Here is a 17822-nt window from a genome sequence, read left to right on the forward strand (position 1 = left end):
ACTGTAACAATGAAAAATATCTTTACAGCTTCGCTCAGTGCATAAAACTGCTTTTTTCTCGTTTGTAAGTATGAAAAACATCGTTACAGACACGATTCCACATCCCCTCGCATTTGTAACAATGAAAAACATCTTTATAGCTTATACACTTGGTTGTTGATCATTGCACGCTTTGCAACAATTGCTACTCTTCTGATGAATAATTTCCAATAGAAGGCTCCTAAAGTGGTTGAAAAGAACTCTTCAAAAAAAAGAACCCGCTGCATGATCGCAACGGGTTCTTCTCTCATTAGGCTATTAGTTGAGCACGCCCAAACTACTCATTTCCTCTTCCATCTCTCGTCTTAACGACAGCTTATCATGATCTTCCATAAAGGCGGCATCTACGCCATTCATGATCAGCTTAACCAATTCCGGTGTCGTAAAGCCAAAGCGATCCGCAAGCACCCGGTATTCATTGGTAATGTTCGTACCCGATACGCTGGGGTTATCTGTATTAATCGTAACAACCAGCCCTTGCTCCAAATATTCGCGAATCGGGTAGGCTTCCCAACCGGAAACGGCCTTCGTTTGGATGTTGCTGATCGGACACATTTCGAGCGGGATGCGGCGATCCTTGACCATTTCCAATATGGACCTGCTCTCCTTCAATCTAACACCGTGCCCAATACGAACAGCGCCGAGATTCGTGACGGCTTCATACACGTTCATCGCTCCAGCTGCTTCACCGGCATGGATTGTAACAGGAATACCAAGTCTTCCTGATTCCGCAAAAACCTCCCGGAAACATTCCGGTGGATACGACGCCTCATCACCAGCTAAGTCGACAGCGACTAAGCCTTTTCCTACATACTTAGCAGCCGCTTCGATCACTTCTAGGTTGCTTTCGCAAGAATGATTTCTCATGCAAATCGCAATGACGCCGACTCTCACACCGAAATCCCGCTGCCCCCGTTTCATTCCCTCTACCACATGACGAATCGTTTCCTCAACCGTCAAACCGTTGTTCTTATGCAGCTGCGGCGCGAAACGAACTTCCACATATCTGCAATTATGCTCAGCAGACTGTTCTACGACCTCGTAGGCAACTCGCTCCAAGGCCTCAGCAGATTGTAAAAACCGAGTAGTAAAATCAAATTTGCTTAGATATTCAATGAGACTTCCGCACTCCTCACCTACTCGCATGTGTGGAATGAGTCCATCTTTATCATAAACAGGAAGTTCAATGCCTTGCCTACGAGCGAGATCCAGAATCGTCTCTGGCTTCACACTGCCATCCAAGTGCAAGTGAAGATCAACCTTGGGTAATCTCGCTAATAGATCGTTAGCCCGCATGTTATTCATCTTCCATCTCTCCTTTTTCTTTTAATCTCGTAACGCGCTTTTAAAGAATTTTAATAACTTTACTCGAATGTTATGATTATGTCAATATACGTGACAAATATTACTTTTCATTAATATATGCGTAAAGTATGCTTACATTGCATAAAGTTCTGGAAATAAAAAAAAGATCCACTCCAGGGTCATTCATCCCCCTCTGCGGATCTCCTATTTCATTTTTCCTTACGATGAATCACTTTCAACGCTTCCCGCACGCTTAGCGGCGAAAGCTCCGTACTTTCAACGAAAGACTGTACCGCTGCGGCATCTGTCTTCGAATACTCCCGAAGTGCCCAGCCAATTGCTTTGCGGATGAAGAATTCCTTCGAATCAGCCATACGTCTGATACAGCTAAACAGAAGCGGTACATCCGTCCGTTGTTTATATTTTAGTTGGAACAATATCGCCGTTCTTTGCAGCCACATATGATCCGAAGCTAGCCACTTATCCACATAGGATGGAATCAACTCAGGAAACCTCTGCAAATGAAAGCCGATTAAGTGATCAGCGATCATATCCACGGTGTCCCACCACGATTTTGTCACAACCAAATGCTCTAAGACATCGATATGCTCCCGTTCAGCGGTTTTTCGCAGCCCAGTAAGGACCAATAATGCCGTGTAGGCAAACTCGCGCTCCGGCAACTCCCAGAGCTCTTTGGCAATTCTGACCCCCTCCTCACCCTTAGGGATGCCATGTTCTTTCGTGAATTGCTTGGTCAATGCTACTCGTTCTGGATTACGGATCCCTAGAAATGGGAAATGATTCTTCATGTAGGCTTCCATACTTGGCGCATTTGCCGTGTTGTGGTGCGCTCTTAACCAAGCCTCCAGCTTGTCCGTATAAGGGGATGCCATCGGTTACGTGCCTCCTTTTTAACCTATCAGCTATACGCTTTATTGTAGCAATTCCAAAATAATTCGGGTATGCTTATAGCAGAATTTTTACTATAGACTAATTATCGGATCGGAGAGAACTACATGACTTACAAACTAGTTGCCGCTGACTTAGATGATACGCTGCTGCGTGATGATCTAACCATTTCACAAGAAACTATTGATGCTATGCACCAGGCTGTTGCCAAAGGCGTAACCGTAACGATTGCAACGGGAAGAAGCTTCCCATCCGCCGCCAAGATTGCCAACCAGATCGGACTCAATGTTCCGATTATCACTTATCAAGGCGCTTTAATCAAAAATCTGCTTGATGAGGAAGTCCTCTACGAGCGTACAGTTCCTGTTGAAAGTGCCCGATTCCTGCTCGATTTCTGTGAAAAGCGCAACCTTCATTTACAGCTTTACCATGGGGATGAGCTTTATGCAGGTGAAGATAACGATAAGATTAAAGCCTACGTGCGTCTCTCCAAGACGCCTTATATCATTGGTGATCTGCGCCAATGGATTGACATCCCTCAACCTAAGATGCTTATCATCGATACACCGGAAGTTTGCGACCAACTGCGCGAAGAGCTGCTTCCCCTGCTGGGTGACAAGATGCACATTACGAAGTCCAAACCGCACTACTTGGAATTCATGCATAAGGAAGGTACCAAAGGACATGCGATCACTTTCCTTGCCGAGCATATTGGCTGCTCCTTAGATGACGTTATTGCTCTGGGCGATGCTTGGAATGATCGTGAAATGTTGGAAGTCGCTGGACTTGGCGTCGCCATGGACAATGCGCTGCCGCAACTCAAAGAGCTGGCGAACTACGTGACGAAGAGCAATAACGACGACGGTGTCAGACATGTTATTGAAAAGTTTATTTTGAATACGTAAGAGAACGCGAGAGTTAAACCGATTCCTTTGCATGGTTCACATGCGCCGGAGTCGGTTTTTTATTTACAATCGCTTGGTTTTTGAACATATCCTGTCCCTCCGGCTTATATATTACAATAGAATCAGACAATCTCCGGAGGTGTTTCCACATGGGAAATTTCCCATTAACGCTGCGCTCTCTCTTTGAACGTTCTCAAACCTTGTTCCCCAAAAAAGAGGTTGTTTCACGTACAAGCTCCGGCATCCATCGGTATACGTACGCCGATTTCGGGAGACGTGCGAAGCAGTTATCCAGCTCCCTTCAAGTACTGGGTGTGAAGCCGGGAGATCGGGTGGCTACTTTTGCCTGGAATCACCACTGGCATCTAGAAGCTTATTTCGCCATCCCCTGTATGGAAGCTGTGCTGCACACCGTCAACATCCGACTCCCCGCTGAGCATATTGCGTATATTCTTAATCATGCAGAAGACCGATTTCTCTTCGTCGATGAGACTTTACTCCCTATCATTGAGAAAATCCAGGATCAACTTACGACGATAGAAGGCTATATTTTGATGACGGACAAAAAGCAATTGCCGCCTACTTCTTTACATCCCGTCTATTTATATGAGAACATGATAGAGGGCGGCGACCCTCAGTATACATACGCTGCCGATATAAATGAAAGCGCTCCCGCAGGCATCTGTTATACATCTGCGACAACGGGTAATCCCAAGGGTGTGGTGTATTCTCATCGCGGGATCTACCTGCATTCCCTCTCCATTGGTCTGGCGGATACACTAGGACTCTCTGAACGCGACACCGTTCTGCCTATTGTGCCGATGTTTCACGTTAATGCTTGGGGACTACCATTCGCGTCTGTCTGGTTCGGCAGCAAGCAAGTGCTTCCGGGACCTTCGCCGACACCTGATATCCTGCTTCGTTTGATCGCTGAGGAGAAAGTGACGATTGCTGCTGGTGTTCCTACCGTATGGACGGCCGCACTTAAGGTGCAGGAATTACTGCAAGTAGATTTATCATCCCTTCGCGCAGTAGTCTGTGGTGGATCGGCTGCCCCGCGCAGTCTGATTGAAAGCTACGAGCAGCGGCTCAAGGTTCCATTCTATCATGCCTATGGGATGACAGAAACGTGTCCTCTCGTTACCGTTGCCCGCCTCAAAAGCTATCAGGAAGAGGCCTCTTACGATGAACAGTACGATGCGAGAGCTACTCAAGGCTTGCTAGTGCCTGGGCTTGATATGAAAATCGTTGGACCTCGGGGTGAGGTAGCTTGGGATGGTAAGGAAATGGGCGAAATCTTACTGCGCGGGCCATGGGTAGCTACGGAATACTACAAAGATGCCCGAACTCAGGAGTCGTTCCAGGACGGTTGGTTTTACAGCGGAGATATCGCGGTTATTGATCCTGAGGGATTTGTGAAGCTGGTGGACAGGGCAAAGGATCTGGTCAAAAGCGGTGGGGAATGGATTTCGTCTCTCGACTTAGAAAACGCATTAATGGCGCATCCCAATGTGTTCGAGGCTTGTGTCATCGGCGTACCGCATCCCAAATGGGATGAACGGCCTCTTGCCTTCGTCGTCCTGAAAGACGCTGCGTTACAAACGGATGACAACAAAGAAGATTTACTCACCTTTTTGGCAAACAAATTCACGAAGTGGTGGATTCCGGACGATGTTGTTTTCCTCAACGAAATACCTAAATCGTCGGTCGGTAAATTTATGAAACGCGGGCTTCGCGAGCAGTATCAAACCTATTTTACAGGAGACTAGATAGCAAATGAACAATTTTGAATTAGAAGGCTTCCGCTTTTATACACCAACGAAAGTTCGTTTCTGTGAAACGGATGCGAACGGGCACCTGAGTCACCTTTCTTCTGTCATTTACATGGAGCAAGCCCGCTGTGAGTATATGAACGGTTTGGGTTTATTTTTTGCAAATTCGGATGGTAATCTGGCTGATAAAACCTTCTTTCTCGTCAACCAAAGCGTCGAATACAAGTCTCAAGCACATTTTAACGATAACCTCGATATTTATATGAAAGTTAGCCGGATCGGCACTTCATCAATTGAAACTCAGTATGCAATAGTTAAGCGGGAGAATAAGCAGCTTGTGAGCTTCGCTACCAGTACCGGCGTTTATGTCGATGTTCATACACAAAAAGGCACCCCGCTTCCAGAAGATTTAGCAAGCCGTATCGAGCAATTCGAAGCTTCGTTCCTAGGGCAGCAGCAAAAGAGCAGCATTCACAGCATTAATTATTAGCAGCGTAAATTGATGATGGAGGGCGCGATTGATATGTTCGAATCAACCTTGCTGAAGGATAAAGTCATTCTTATTACAGGTGGCGGTACCGGTCTAGGCCGTGCTATGGGCGAGAAATTTCTGACTTTAGGCGCTAAACTTGCGATTACCAGCCGACGTGAGGAGGTACTCGCTAAAGCGGCTGCCGAAATGAGCAGTGAAGGCAAAGAAGTATTCTACAAAAGCTGTGACGTGCGTGACCCGCTTCAAGTTGCCGAGATGGTGGCTGCTGTGGAACAGCACTATGGCCGTATTGATGTACTGATTAATAATGCAGCCGGCAACTTCGCCAGCCCGACCGAACATTTATCTCCGCGCGCCGTGGATGCGGTGCTGAATATCGTCCTTCACGGGACGTTCTACACCACGTTAGAAGTGGGCAAAAGATGGATCGAGCAAGGCGTCGGCGGTACGATGCTGAACATCGTCACCTCTTACGCCTCCACCGGCTCGGCCTTCGTTGTACCGTCGGCTGCGGCCAAGGCCGGCGTGCTTGCGCTGACGCGCTCGCTTGCCGTCGAGTGGGCGCGGCACGGCATCCGGCAAGTCGCCATCGCGCCGGGGCTCTTCCCGACCGACGGCGCGTGGAGCCGACTGGCTCCGACGCCAGAGCTGTCGGAGAAGCTTTTGAACCGCGTCCCGCTGCGGCGGGTCGGTGAGAAGGATGAGCTCGCGAACCTCGCGGCTTATCTGATTTCGGACTACGCCGCCTACATTAACGGCGAAGTGGTCACGATCGACGGCGGCGAATGGCTGCAGGGCGCCGGGCAGTTCAATGACCTGCTCGAGGTGTCCGAGGAGCAGTGGATTGGGCTTGCGGAGATGACGCGCAAGGGCAAGTCATGAGTGGTATGATCTTTACTCATTTGCGTAATGTTGTATTTTGTACAACATTACGCAAGTTATTCCGCGTTTTCCCCGCGAATGTTGCAAAAAATACAACAATTCTAGCCAAAAAGTAGCTTTTTAGCTAGATAGAGGCTAAATTGTTGCACGTTATGCAACATCTTCTGCTTATCTAGAGAAAATCAAGGAAATTGTTGTACGATGTACAACTTGCCTTTCTTTTTCCCTACCTGTTTACCTTATTACTTGATTACCCTTTTGCCATATTACCTACTCCGCTGCGCTCCCTCTCCTCTATTCACTTTACCAATTTACCCAATCATCACCTATGAGTCCTACCTATTCAGGCTGACGGTTTTTTGAGTGACATGAACTTATTTTCAAACGACCAGCATATGCTTGGGGATTTCAAGTGAACTGATTCGAGCAAACCAAATTCCTGCCGCATGATTTGGCTTTATACAGCGCCTTATCTGCTTCTCCTTTGATATTCTCATTAGTATCAGGGTACGTAGCAACACCCACTGATACAGTGATCTGTATGACCTTCCCCTCATTAAGCATAAATTCCTGGTTTCTGACAGCCATTCTAATTCGCTCCCCAATGATTAAAGCATGTTTATGAGGACAATCGTAAAGTAAGATGGCGAACTCTTCCCCACCTATACGTGATACGATATCGAAAGAGCGTGAGGCATCTTTTAACAATTTCCCCAATTGTTTTAACACTGTATCACCATTAGGATGACCGTAAGTATCATTCACTTTTTTAAAATGGTCAATATCAATAATCATCAAAGTCAAGGCTTCGTTCTTATCCTTTGCTTCCAGCAGTAAAGAATTGAATGCCTCATCAAAAGTACGATGGTTATTAAGCTCAGTAAGAAAATCAAACGTAGCTGCCTTTTCGATCATTTGGAAGTGAGTTTTCGCTTTAATCAGAAATTGTGTCAAATAAGCGGTGAAAATGCCCCCTAAAGTCATCATTATCAAGTATATGAAGGATGGAATAGTACCCTTACTCCCCAGATTGATATGAAAAATGATAATCGTAAAGAGATTGTTAAGAAATAGAGCATACGCCCACTTTTTCCAATAGGATAGGTTCCTTGTGCAAATCCACCCAAGTATGATCGAAATTATAAGAGTGTTGAAAGCGGCGAAAATGGTAGCAGGACTTAGCGTACCGAAAGCCAATAAACGCATAAGGGAGATAATGATCCCAGTGACTAGGGCAGAGTAAACTCCACCAAATAGCGCCGCTATCGTAATCGCGAGATTTCTAAAATCTAAAATCGTACCGTTCAGCTTAACCGTAAATTCCATAAGTATAATACCTAAAATGCCAGTTAAAACGCCTATATGAAGTTTGGTATACAGAGTAGTAGGCGTACCCAAGTTCCAATCCTTATAAATGACTTGGCTGGCCAAAAACAAATAAGCGGTGACGATAGAGAAATTGGCAATCAAATCCTGTAATGTTTCAAAAGATAAGTCATTCATACTATCCACCCCCCATAATCGTAGCATAATTTTGTTAGCAAACTATGAGGACGAGCTTGAGGGATTGTCACAAATACAAAAAATAGCCACCCTTAGGGACTCTTTTCGGAATCCAAGGATGGCTATTTTATTCATTGTTATCCTTTGACCGCGCCAGCCGTCATTCCCTTCATAATCTGCTCTTGGAACAGCAAGAACACGATAATGGTTGGCAGTACGGCAATGGCAAGTGCAGCCATCGTCAATTCGTAATCGGTCATATACCCCGTAGCAAAAGCAGATAAACTCAGCGGAACTGTCTTAAGCGCAGGCTTGCTGATAAAGACTAGTGCGAACGCAAAATCATTCCAAAAGCGTAAAAATCCTAAGATCGCAACCGTAGAGAGGGCTGGCAAGCTAAGCGGAAGCATCATCCGAAAGAAAATGCCCCAATAGCCCGTGCCATCGATTAACGCTGCTTCCTCAATTTCTTTGGGAATCGTAATTAAATAGGCCGCAATGACGAAGATGGCTAATGGCAGTTCAAAGGCCACATAAGGTAAAATGAGTGCACCGTATGTGTTCAGAAGGCCGATTTTTTTCATAATAATAAAAAGAGGTACGAGTGTACTATGAATCGGAATGAGCATTCCGAGTAGAAATAAACCCATAAAAAACGGCTTCCATTTAAATTCAAACCGCGATAAAACAAAGGCTGCCAAAGCTCCAATGACTAGGGTCAGCACGAGCGAGGCCACCGTCACTACAGTAGAGTTCCAGAGCGAGAGACCCATACCCGATACTTTCCATGCTCGAACGATATTGTCCCATTTCCAAACCGTCGGTAGTAAAAAGGGCCGAGAATGAAATTCCTCATTGGACTTTAAAGCACTCATAAATAACCAAATCAACGGGTAAAGCGTGACAAGTGCATACAGGGTCAAACAGACGTTGATGACACCGCGCGCCCACCCTCTTCGCTTCTTACCTTCAGCGGGAAAACCCGTCTGCATCGATACAACCTGCTCCATAGATGTCCCTCCTGAGAGAATTTATTTCCTAACGATAGTCTCGTTTCATGAGATATTGGCTGCCAACAATTAAGAACAAACTAAGAATTATAATTGCCGTGGAAATGGCGCTGCCAAAACCGAAACGATACACATTGAATGTGCTGTTGTACATATAAGAAGCAAGCAGTTCCGTGGAGTGTGCCGGTCCACCGCCCGTCATGACATAGATGAGATCGAACGCCTTCAAGCTTCCGGAGATGCATAGCACAACGGCTACTTTGACCGTATCCCATATCATAGGCAGTGTGACTGCAAACAATTTGCGCACCGGACCCACGCCATCCAACTGAGCAGCATCTTCAATCTCAGGTGAAATATTCTGCAGAGCGGCAATGAACATAATCATGTAGGGACCAATATAATTCCAGATGATCGGCACCATGAGCGCGAACATCGATACTTTCGGATCGGAGAGCCAAGATTTCTTCCAGCTTTCAAGCCCGATGCCCTCAAGTAAGAAGTTGAGAATACCGATTTGCGGGTGGTAAATGTATCCCCAGATGATCCCGACAACAACAGAGGACAGCACCATAGGCATAAATACAGAAGCACGAATAACACGTTGAAATAAAGTACTGCGCATAAGCAGAAGCGCTAATATCATAGCAATAGGTACCTGACCGAAAACGGAAGCTGCAACGATAAGCATGTTATTTTTAAAAGCTTTCCAGAAGATTGGATCTTGGATCACTTCTGCGTAGTTGTCAAACCCGATAAATTTGGCTGCTCCGATACCTTTCCAGTCGAAAAAGCCGTAGTACGCCGACCAGAAAATCGGTACAATGACAAAAAACAGATAGAGTACTAAGGCCGGAAGCAGCCCTATGGTAATGAATCCTCTGATTCTTGCGGATACGGTCATAACTTCCCTCCTTGCTATCTTTTTTGAAAAAAGGCTCCAGCCGGGCTTTGGCTGGAGTCCTGTGACCGTGCTTTATTTGCCGACGGCTTTAGCTTGCGCGTCTTGAATTTTTTTGGCAATATCTTCAGGCTTTCCACCCATGAGGAGCTCTTGAAGACCATTGTTCACGACATCGGCACTAGCGGAGCTAAGCTTGCCATCGTAAACTGGCGTTTTCTTAACCGTGTTCATCATTTTGTACACTTCTGCAAACAAGGAAGATACTTTGGTTGTATCCAAGTCTACTTTGTAGCTAACGAGCTGGTTGCTTTCCAAGATGGCTTTCTGTGCCTCTGGGCCAGACAAGGCATAGATCAGTTCATAGGCGGCCGCTTTCTGTGCGCCGGTAACTTTCTTACTCATCCCAAGTCCTGTTCCTACTACGCCTGAAAGGGTGTTCGGATCACCTTTGCCGTTAGGCACGGATGGCAGAACGGTAACAGCCATGTTAGCTAATGCTTCTTTGGACGTATTCGACGCTAAGTTCGGTAATGCCCAACCGCCATCGATCATCATGGCCGCTTTACCTTGAGCGAACATTTGTTCCATTTGTGTATTATCAATGCTGTTGAAGCCTTCTTGGAAAGCCCCAGCCTTACCAAGCTGTTGAAGATACGTCAAGGCTTGTACGAATTCTGGATCCGTAAATTTGGCGCCATTCTGATCTACTGCTTTCAGGAACCAATCCGTACCTGTTACACGGTCTGCAAGTGAGCTAAGAATGCTGGACTGCGCAACCCATGCCGCTTTGTTGCCAAGTGCGATTGGCGTAACATTATTCTTTTTGAACGTATCCACCAGCTTCATGAGATCGTCCCATGTCTTAGGCGCCTGTACATTATATTTGTTAAAGATTTCTTTGTTATAGTAAAGGATCGAAGTAGGAGACAGAGCCATCGGTGCGCTGTAGGTTTTGCCTGAGATCGTGAAGTCATCAAAGGACCCTGGCATAAAACCGTTCTTCCATTCCGCTTTGCTATCCAGCAGCTCATTAATCGGCTGAATCAAGTCACCACCGACGAATTCCTTAGTCATGACACCTGGCCACATCACGAATAGATCTGGCATTTCATTAGCGGCAGCTACCGTTTTTAACCGCGGACGGTAACCATCGGGCGGAATTCCCTGTATATCTAATTCGACATTCGGGTGATCCTTCTTGAACTTCTCCATATATTCACGCATCGTTTTGGCGCGAAGATCTTCGCCTGTATAGTTGTGCCAAATCGATAATTTTACTTTCTCAGCTGGTTTGGCTGCATCAGTCGATTTGGGAGACGCGGTACCTGCTGCACCCTCTTTTGTTCCACTTGAACCACAACCGGCTAATAAAGCTAAGACAATAGTAGCAGCCAGTGTAACGATCAATGACTTTTTCATTTGTTTTGACCTCCTAAAAGTTTTCGTAGATACATAAGCTCAAGCTCTCTCTATGAACTTTAGTATAGAGGACATATTCAGGAGGGGGTACGGGAGAAACTTCGGCGCAGAGGGGGACATTATTCAGTCTTTATTCCCTAGACGAAATTCAGACGGCGTTCTTCCCGTATACTTTTTGAACTGCTGCGTAAAGTATTTGATATCTTCATAGCCCACTCTTCTAGCAATATCGCTGACTTTGGTCTGAGTGCCCTGGAGGATATCCACCGCGCGTTTCATCCGTTCCTGAGTGACGAATTCGATATACGTACAGCCCGTCTCCCGCTTGAACACCTCGCTAAAATGATTGGGATTCACATGTACGAATCCAGCCACCTGCTGAAGCGAAATCGGTTGATGCAGATTGTCCCGGATATAGGCAATGGACTTGTGAATATACGCGTAGCGATTCTGATCCAAGCCTTGATGAAAACGCGTCATCACGGCAGAAAGCACCTTAAAGACTTCATCTTCGGGACGCCCTTCTCCCTCATAGGTAGGCAGTGTGCTTAGAGGAACGGTCCCCTCTTGCGAAGAACTGGCCCGTTCAAGCCATCGATGACCTGCTATGATCATCGACTGCAAATAGCCCTGCACCGTAAGCGGCGTCGCTGCTGCATCTTCCAGCAGAGCTCGCACCTTCTGGTTCACCCAGTGCCTCAGCTCTGTGGCATTGCCGCTCATCAAGATCGCCGTAAGCTCAGCTTCCTCTTTCTCCGTGCAAACCGTACGACCACCGCTGCGTTCCCTGATATCTTCAACCGTAAACAGTCCTTGTGCACCGAGCAGCCCTTGGTAAGCAAAAACTTCTTTCGCCGCACGATAAGATTCCCGAAGGCCTTCGTAATCCTGCGTTACGGTTCCAAGCGCTGCAAAAGCCGAGCATTTGAGCGTTTCGGTAACGCGCTTAAGCGCCTTTGTCAGCCCAGCTTGGTCTGTCATCCCGACTTCGTGACGCACGACAAGCAGCAGATGGTCCTTTTTCATCAGCGTGACGCACGGTAGCAGTTCGAAAAGAATATTCTCTGCGGCTCCTTGAAGAAGCTCCAAGATAGGCGTCTCCCCCCATCCGGACACAGCGATCAGGAGAACTTGCATAGCTGCAGACTCACCTGTCTCAGGGTGAAAATCCACACCATTCTTGCTAAACCATACTTGCAGCTGCTCTTGAGCTTCCCTATCATCGTTCAAACCTCGACCCAGCACACGTTCCAACAACTGATTGCGCAGTGCAGCCTGTTGAAGGTTATCTTGTTTGATCGACTCCCATTTATCCATTATGTTCTGCTTCGCTTTCAGCGCAGCTTTAATAATCTCTTCCGGACGACTTGTCTTCAGCAAGTAATCGGTCACACCTTCGCGCAGTGCCTGCTGTGCATAACTGAAGTCATCGTAACCCGTAAGGATAACGATCTCTGTATCCGGCAGTATCGCTTTCACCTCGCGTGCAAGCTCGATACCGTCCATACCTGACATACGAATATCGGTCAGCACAATATGCGGCTTCTCTTCAGGAATGCGTTCTAAAGCCTCTTCAGCTGAAGAGGCAGCCGGAAGCAGTTCTAGCCCGAGCTCTTTCCAATCAATTACCGTACAAAGACCTGTTCGTATAATAACCTCATCATCTACAATCAAGATTCTCATGTCGCTAGTTCTCCCATCCCAAGAGGAATTGAAAATGAAATGCTCGTCCCCACACCCTGCGTACTCTCAACAATAAGCCCAGATTCTGCTCCATAATGCAGTAACAATCTCCGGTGAACATTGATGAGTCCATAGCTAGTAACAGCTATCTTCGTTTCTTTAGCGACTTCGCTTAGCATACCCAGTTGACGATTGGCCAAAGCGAGCTGATCTTGAATCGCGCGTAGCTTCGTCTCATCCATGCCTATTCCGGTATCTTCAACAACGAATTTCATTTGACTATCCTGCAGTTCCCCATGCACATAGACGTGACCCTTCGCTTTTTTCTTCTGGATACCATGAATAAGGCTGTTCTCAATCAGCGGCTGTAGAAGCAGCTTCAACATCGAGGTTTGCAACATCGCGGGATCGATAAAAAATTCAATCTCAAACTGGTCTGGAAACCGAATAGCTTGTATATAGGCATAGTTCTGTGCATGAGAAATTTCCTGCTGAACGGCACAAAACTCCTCGCCCTTATTCAAACTAAATCTCAAGAAATCACTGAGCGCACCCACCATTTCAGCAATTTGAAGATCCTTATTCATCAAAGCAATCCAGTGTATGGAGGAGAGTGTATTATACAGAAAGTGCGGATTGATCTGCGCCTGCAGAGCCATAATATCCGCTTCCTTTTTCATCGCCTCGTTCAGCTGTACTTGATCCTTCAGTCTTCCAATCCGTTCACTCAGCTTGTTATAGCTGTGGACAAGTAGTCCGACTTCATCAACACTTTTCACCTCATAGGTAGGAATCGTCTCATCTGGATTCAGATCCTTCAGATACTTGGTCAATTTGATCAAGGGCTTTGTTACCCATTGCAAGAAATAAAGCACCATCCCCATAGCGAGCAGCAGTGCAATTACGATCGTAACAGCTGTCACTGTAAGCACGTAACCATTTTGCTTTTGATAGATCTGTGTAGGGATGAAACCAACCAATTTCCATCCTAACCGAGGAATCGGATTAAACAGAACCGTGTGTGGCTGTTCGTCTCTTTGTACGTTGAGCACACCGCTTGTCTCCGTTAGCTCACCCATTTTCGGAAAAACTTCTCCGACAGTTCGTGCTAACCAACTCGGATCGCCACCCGACATGATCTGATCATACTGATCTAACAAAAGAACGAACCCGCTGCTTTCCCATCCTGCACCTGTCAAATAACGCTCAATTTCTGCCTGATCGAGCGAAACGGTAAGCGTACCTAACGTCTTGAAAGTACTGACATCACGAATGGGTCTGACGAGTGAAATGACCTTCTTCGGTCCGTCCGATGTTTGAATTTCATACAGTGGAGACCACCATTTTGAAGCTGATTTGTAAACGGATTCATATTGCTGTGAGAGAGGAAATAATCCTGAATTGGTTATGGTCGTTGTAGAAAGTGCAGGGTTGCCGTTTTTCGGTGTAATCGTAATGTTGGAGATGTATTTTTTGGAATACGATAAATTCCATAGGGTGCCCACGATAAGTGAATAGCTGTTGACGTCCCCTTCTTCGTTATTGAGATACGTTTGAATATCCTTTTGCCCGATCAGAAAGACCGACATATTCTCAACGTCTTGAATGACAAAATCAAGCTTGTCCGACATTTGCTTCAGTGTGTTCATTCCCGCCTGCTTCGCTTTATCTTCCGTCACCGATGTTGCGATGCTATAGGAAACGATCCCCATTGAAAGCAGCGGTAATACAACTGCAAATAAAATAAGCAATGACAGTTTACGTTTCAGGGATTTGGCAAACCAGCGTCTCATGGGTGATCCCTCCTTCGGTCTTACAATGATCTTTTTTACATAGTACCATGAGCACAGACAGAAAATCATACTTTTTTTTAGTTCAACAAACTTTTTGTTTGACATTCAACCAGTTTGTGTTACCATTTTTCTCAGAGTAACCTTACACGGGGAGATGACAGGCATGGAATCAATTCAAGATGAATTTGGGTTTTTGACCGATCTTGTGACAGGGCTTGCCGCTCAATTCGGAGACAACTGCGAAGTCGTGCTGCATGACTTGACAGGTCCTTACGACAGCTCCATCGTCGCGATTGCGAATGGTCACATCACAGGTCGTAAAGTCGGAGATCCCGGAACGAATCTGGGCCTGGAGCTGCTGCGGGGCAATCATGTAAACGGCAACAAGTTTAACTACTTAACACAAACCAAAGATGGACGCATTCTGCGCTCTAGTTCGATGTATATGAAAAATAAAGCAGGCACTATCGTTGGCTCGCTGTGCATTAACTACGATATCACGGAGCTGATGATCGCAGAGAAAACGCTGCAGACGCTTATACGTCCTGGGGAACAAACAGAAGTAAAGGAATCGTTCGTTACGAGTGTAAGCGATCTGCTTGATGCTCTTATTCAAGAAGCACAAGAGCAAGTAGGCAAACCCGTGGCGGTTATGACCAAGGAGGACAAAATGCGCATGATTCAACTCCTGGATGCCAAAGGTGCTTTTCTTATTAAAAAAGGCGGCGAGAAGATTTGCACCTATTTGAATATTTCAAAGTATACCCTTTATAGCCACTTAGAGGAAGGCAAAAGTGCCGTGAAAGAGAGTGTGGAAGGTTGATGAAAACGTTGGAGAATTTGGAGACACCTTGCCTGCTAATTGACGTAGAACGCATGGATCGTAACATTCAAGCTATGGCTGATATGGTTAGCCAGCACCATGTGAAGCTGCGTCCGCATGCGAAAACGCATAAGCTCCCTTCCGTCGCACTCCAACAGATAGCGGCTGGCGCTGTCGGTATTACAGTAGCGAAAGTTTCCGAAGCTGAGGTTATGGCGGCGGGTGGCGTTACCAATATTTTCATCGCTTACCCGCTTGTGACCGCAAGCAAGATTGAAAGAGCGATTCGCTTAAGCGAGCAAATCGAGCTAATCGTCGGCGTCGACAGCTTGGCAGGCGCTCAGCAATTAGAGCAGTGCGCTAGCCGACTTGGCCACTCGCTGCAAGTCCGGCTAGAAATCGACACCGGCTTTCGTAGAACCGGCGTGCTTTACGAGCAGGCCTCCGCGCTCGCCGTGGAGATCGCTCGCATGCCGCATTTGCGGCTGACCGGCATCTATACGTTTCGCGGCTCCCTGCTAGCAGGAAAGCCTACCCTCGACGTGGCTGCAGCCGGTCAAGAAGAAGGCACGCTCATGGTGCAGCTGGCCGAGCGTCTTAGAGCGCAGGGCATCGCTATCACGGACGTTAGCGTCGGATCCACACCGACGGCTGCTTCCGCCGCTGCGGTAGAAGGCGTAACGGAGGTCCGCCCAGGCACCTACGTGTACTACGATCGGATGCAAGCCCGCTTAGGTCTCTGCGGCATCGAAGACTGCGCTGGCAGCGTGCTCGTCACCATCGTTAGCCGCCCGTCGGCGAATCTCGCGATCATCGATGGCGGCAGCAAAACCTTCGCTACCGATGTGCAGCCAGGCATGGACCCGCTTCAACTGCGGGGCTTTGGGCACATCATGGACCTTGAGGATGCGCTTCTCGTTCGCTTGTCCGAAGAGCATGGCATGCTTGATCTTGGGCCACTCGCCCAAGCGGCCAACCTACAGGTAGGCGACAAGCTGCGTATTATCCCTAATCATATTTGCAGCACCGTCAACCTGCACAATCAGATTATTATGCAGTGCGGTGATGCGTTTGAGCAATTGCCGGTGCTTGCACGAGGTATGTTGGAGTAAGCAATCAGGCAGCATGACTGCCGAATTAGAGGCCGTCGATTCATTTATCCAATCTTGTTCTACATTGGAGTGTCTTAAATCGAAATCCATCACCATATATGCTCACTTGAGGTTGCCTGATGGATGAATGAATCCATATTATCGGTTGAATGATGTTGTAAAAAGTGCAACAATTGCTGCCTAGATCCCACCTTTTTCCCTTCGATGTTGCATAGTGTGCAACAATTGAGCCCTTTACATGTCATTTCGCAACAAATGGGTTCGAAATGTTGTACAAACTACAACTTCAACATACCAAATGGCTTTTGGGGGTGGGAATTGTTGCAGAAAATACAACATTGGTAACCACGGATGCTCACTTTCATGTATTAGTCGCTCAATGAGAGTTAATAACCGAAAACTGGCGTCGTCCATGGATTCTGAATAAAGAGGCATAACGAATGAATCGACAGATTCGATTTAATCATCATTTGACTAGGAGGTCAACACTATGTCCCAAATTGAACAACGTCTACAAGAGCTAGGTATTACGCTTCCCCCATCCCCAGAACCGCGTTTCACTTATATTCCTTGCAATCAGACAGGGAATCTCATTTACTTATCCGGTCAGGATTGTCGCATTAACGGTGAACTTATGTACGAAGGAAAAGTTGGCCGTGAAGTCACCATCGAGCAAGGTCAAGCGGCGGCCCGTCAAACCATTATCAATTGCTTAGCGGTTATGAAGGGTTACCTTGGAGATTTGGATCGTGTTGTCAAAATCGTAAAAATGCTCGGTTTTGTCAACAGCGCTCCGGGCTTTGGTGATCAGCCCTATGTCATCAACGGTGCTTCTGACTTGTTAGTTGCTGTGTTCGGTGAGCAGGGCAAACATGCTCGCTCAGCGATTGGTACGAGCGATCTGCCTTTCCACACACCGGTGGAAATTGAACTTATCGTGGAAGTGCGAGATTAGGCACTATAAGAACGATAGCCTCCTCAAGCATGAGGAGGTTTTTTTCATATTATTTTCTGCGCTGGGCATGGGGATAACCCCATACAAATTAAGTCCCTGTAATGCGATCTCCACGTCTTAAATTACTAATGTAGCAGCATATAAGCAAATAGCAGTTGAGGGGTCTTCTTCAGACACCTCAGAAACTTTCGCTCCATTCGTGCCTCCGAGACAGCCTTTTCTGCCTTCTCAGGACGCAAAACCCACTAACTCGCCTGCTCTCAGCAGCTGAGAGGTCCTTTTCAGACGTCTCACGCCACTTTCGCTGCATTCGAG

Annotated in this window: 15 protein-coding genes; 7 read left to right on the forward strand and 8 right to left on the reverse strand. The window is 46.8% G+C overall.

All coding sequences use genetic code 11. The annotated features are described in order from the left end of the window. Window positions 1-297: 297 nt before the first annotated feature. Window positions 298-1344: an adenosine deaminase gene (gene add, locus GC102_RS07260; RefSeq protein ID WP_246320779.1), complete on the reverse strand. Its 1047-nt coding sequence runs from the start codon at window positions 1342-1344 to the stop codon at window positions 298-300. Between the two features lie 209 nt (window positions 1345-1553). Then, complete coding sequence (locus GC102_RS07265) at window positions 1554-2237, reverse strand: DNA alkylation repair protein (RefSeq protein ID WP_171688880.1); 684 nt, start codon at window positions 2235-2237, stop codon at window positions 1554-1556. Window positions 2238-2360: 123 nt separating this feature from the next. Here GC102_RS07265 and GC102_RS07270 point away from each other — a divergent pair, with 123 nt between their 5' ends. The 4 genes from GC102_RS07270 to GC102_RS07285 all read left to right on the forward strand — a co-directional run bounded on the left by GC102_RS07270 (window position 2361) and on the right by GC102_RS07285 (window position 6305). Beyond that, window positions 2361-3158: a Cof-type HAD-IIB family hydrolase gene (locus GC102_RS07270; RefSeq protein WP_171688881.1), complete on the forward strand. Its 798-nt coding sequence runs from the start codon at window positions 2361-2363 to the stop codon at window positions 3156-3158. Window positions 3159-3307: 149 nt separating this feature from the next. Continuing rightward, window positions 3308-4927 carry a long-chain fatty acid--CoA ligase gene (locus tag GC102_RS07275; RefSeq protein WP_171688882.1) on the forward strand — a complete coding sequence of 540 codons (1620 nt, stop codon included), beginning with the start codon at window positions 3308-3310 and terminating at the stop codon, window positions 4925-4927. A 7-nt stretch (window positions 4928-4934) separates the two neighbouring features. After that, window positions 4935-5420 carry an acyl-CoA thioesterase gene (locus tag GC102_RS07280; protein WP_171688883.1) on the forward strand — a complete coding sequence of 162 codons (486 nt, stop codon included), beginning with the start codon at window positions 4935-4937 and terminating at the stop codon, window positions 5418-5420. A gap of 33 nt (window positions 5421-5453) precedes the next feature. Next, entirely contained in the window at window positions 5454-6305 is an 852-nt protein-coding gene (locus GC102_RS07285; RefSeq protein ID WP_171688884.1) for an SDR family oxidoreductase, read from the forward strand. 408 nt (window positions 6306-6713) lie between these two features. Here the strand turns inward: GC102_RS07285 and GC102_RS07290 are convergent, their stop codons facing one another. From GC102_RS07290 to GC102_RS07315, 6 genes are all read right to left on the reverse strand, one after another. Continuing rightward, window positions 6714-7808 carry a GGDEF domain-containing protein gene (locus GC102_RS07290; protein WP_171688885.1) on the reverse strand — a complete coding sequence of 365 codons (1095 nt, stop codon included), beginning with the start codon at window positions 7806-7808 and terminating at the stop codon, window positions 6714-6716. Between the two features lie 137 nt (window positions 7809-7945). Then, window positions 7946-8818, reverse strand: a complete 873-nt coding sequence (locus tag GC102_RS07295) for a carbohydrate ABC transporter permease (protein ID WP_171688886.1) — start codon at window positions 8816-8818, stop codon at window positions 7946-7948. 28 nt (window positions 8819-8846) lie between these two features. Next, entirely contained in the window at window positions 8847-9722 is an 876-nt protein-coding gene (locus GC102_RS07300) for a carbohydrate ABC transporter permease (RefSeq protein WP_171688887.1), read from the reverse strand. A gap of 72 nt (window positions 9723-9794) precedes the next feature. Then, window positions 9795-11141: an extracellular solute-binding protein gene (locus GC102_RS07305; protein ID WP_171688888.1), complete on the reverse strand. Its 1347-nt coding sequence runs from the start codon at window positions 11139-11141 to the stop codon at window positions 9795-9797. Window positions 11142-11264: 123 nt separating this feature from the next. After that, window positions 11265-12824: a response regulator transcription factor gene (locus tag GC102_RS07310; protein ID WP_171688889.1), complete on the reverse strand. Its 1560-nt coding sequence runs from the start codon at window positions 12822-12824 to the stop codon at window positions 11265-11267. Next, on the reverse strand, window positions 12821-14617 hold the full coding sequence (locus GC102_RS07315; RefSeq protein WP_171688890.1) for a cache domain-containing sensor histidine kinase: 1797 nt from the start codon (window positions 14615-14617) through the stop codon (window positions 12821-12823). Before GC102_RS07315 ends, GC102_RS07310 begins: the two co-directional genes overlap by 4 nt. A 163-nt stretch (window positions 14618-14780) precedes the next feature. Between GC102_RS07315 and GC102_RS07320 the strand changes: the two genes are divergently transcribed. The 3 genes from GC102_RS07320 to GC102_RS07330 all read left to right on the forward strand — a co-directional run bounded on the left by GC102_RS07320 (window position 14781) and on the right by GC102_RS07330 (window position 17507). Continuing rightward, the gene (locus GC102_RS07320; protein WP_171642651.1) at window positions 14781-15440 is read left to right on the forward strand and encodes a helix-turn-helix transcriptional regulator; all 660 of its coding nucleotides are present in this window, start codon (window positions 14781-14783) and stop codon (window positions 15438-15440) included. Then, entirely contained in the window at window positions 15440-16552 is a 1113-nt protein-coding gene (locus GC102_RS07325; RefSeq protein WP_171688891.1) for an alanine racemase, read from the forward strand. The genes GC102_RS07320 and GC102_RS07325 overlap by 1 nt, the downstream gene beginning before the upstream one ends. A 490-nt stretch (window positions 16553-17042) precedes the next feature. Beyond that, complete coding sequence (locus GC102_RS07330) at window positions 17043-17507, forward strand: RidA family protein (RefSeq protein WP_171688892.1); 465 nt, start codon at window positions 17043-17045, stop codon at window positions 17505-17507. The last annotated feature ends 315 nt before the right edge of the window (window positions 17508-17822 follow it).

Source organism: Paenibacillus germinis (genome assembly GCF_013141785.1).
GTDB lineage: Bacteria > Bacillota > Bacilli > Paenibacillales > NBRC-103111 > Paenibacillus_E > Paenibacillus_E phytorum.

Excerpts from the sequence above, each read along its gene's own strand:
- GC102_RS07275 (WP_171688882.1), top strand. The coding sequence starts at position 3,308 with ATGGGAAATTTCCCATTAACGCTGCGCTCTCTCTTTGAACGTTCTCAA.
- GC102_RS07285 (WP_171688884.1), top strand. The coding sequence starts at position 5,454 with ATGTTCGAATCAACCTTGCTGAAGGATAAAGTCATTCTTATTACAGGT.
- GC102_RS07305 (WP_171688888.1), bottom strand. The coding sequence starts at position 11,141 with ATGAAAAAGTCATTGATCGTTACACTGGCTGCTACTATTGTCTTAGCT.
- GC102_RS07265 (WP_171688880.1), bottom strand. The coding sequence starts at position 2,237 with ATGGCATCCCCTTATACGGACAAGCTGGAGGCTTGGTTAAGAGCGCAC.
- GC102_RS07270 (WP_171688881.1), top strand. The coding sequence starts at position 2,361 with ATGACTTACAAACTAGTTGCCGCTGACTTAGATGATACGCTGCTGCGT.
- GC102_RS07310 (WP_171688889.1), bottom strand. The coding sequence starts at position 12,824 with ATGAGAATCTTGATTGTAGATGATGAGGTTATTATACGAACAGGTCTT.
- GC102_RS07280 (WP_171688883.1), top strand. The coding sequence starts at position 4,935 with ATGAACAATTTTGAATTAGAAGGCTTCCGCTTTTATACACCAACGAAA.
- GC102_RS07295 (WP_171688886.1), bottom strand. The coding sequence starts at position 8,818 with ATGGAGCAGGTTGTATCGATGCAGACGGGTTTTCCCGCTGAAGGTAAG.
- GC102_RS07320 (WP_171642651.1), top strand. The coding sequence starts at position 14,781 with ATGGAATCAATTCAAGATGAATTTGGGTTTTTGACCGATCTTGTGACA.
- GC102_RS07300 (WP_171688887.1), bottom strand. The coding sequence starts at position 9,722 with ATGACCGTATCCGCAAGAATCAGAGGATTCATTACCATAGGGCTGCTT.
- GC102_RS07290 (WP_171688885.1), bottom strand. The coding sequence starts at position 7,808 with ATGAATGACTTATCTTTTGAAACATTACAGGATTTGATTGCCAATTTC.
- GC102_RS07315 (WP_171688890.1), bottom strand. The coding sequence starts at position 14,617 with ATGAGACGCTGGTTTGCCAAATCCCTGAAACGTAAACTGTCATTGCTT.
- GC102_RS07325 (WP_171688891.1), top strand. The coding sequence starts at position 15,440 with ATGAAAACGTTGGAGAATTTGGAGACACCTTGCCTGCTAATTGACGTA.
- GC102_RS07330 (WP_171688892.1), top strand. The coding sequence starts at position 17,043 with ATGTCCCAAATTGAACAACGTCTACAAGAGCTAGGTATTACGCTTCCC.
- add (WP_246320779.1), bottom strand. The coding sequence starts at position 1,344 with ATGAATAACATGCGGGCTAACGATCTATTAGCGAGATTACCCAAGGTT.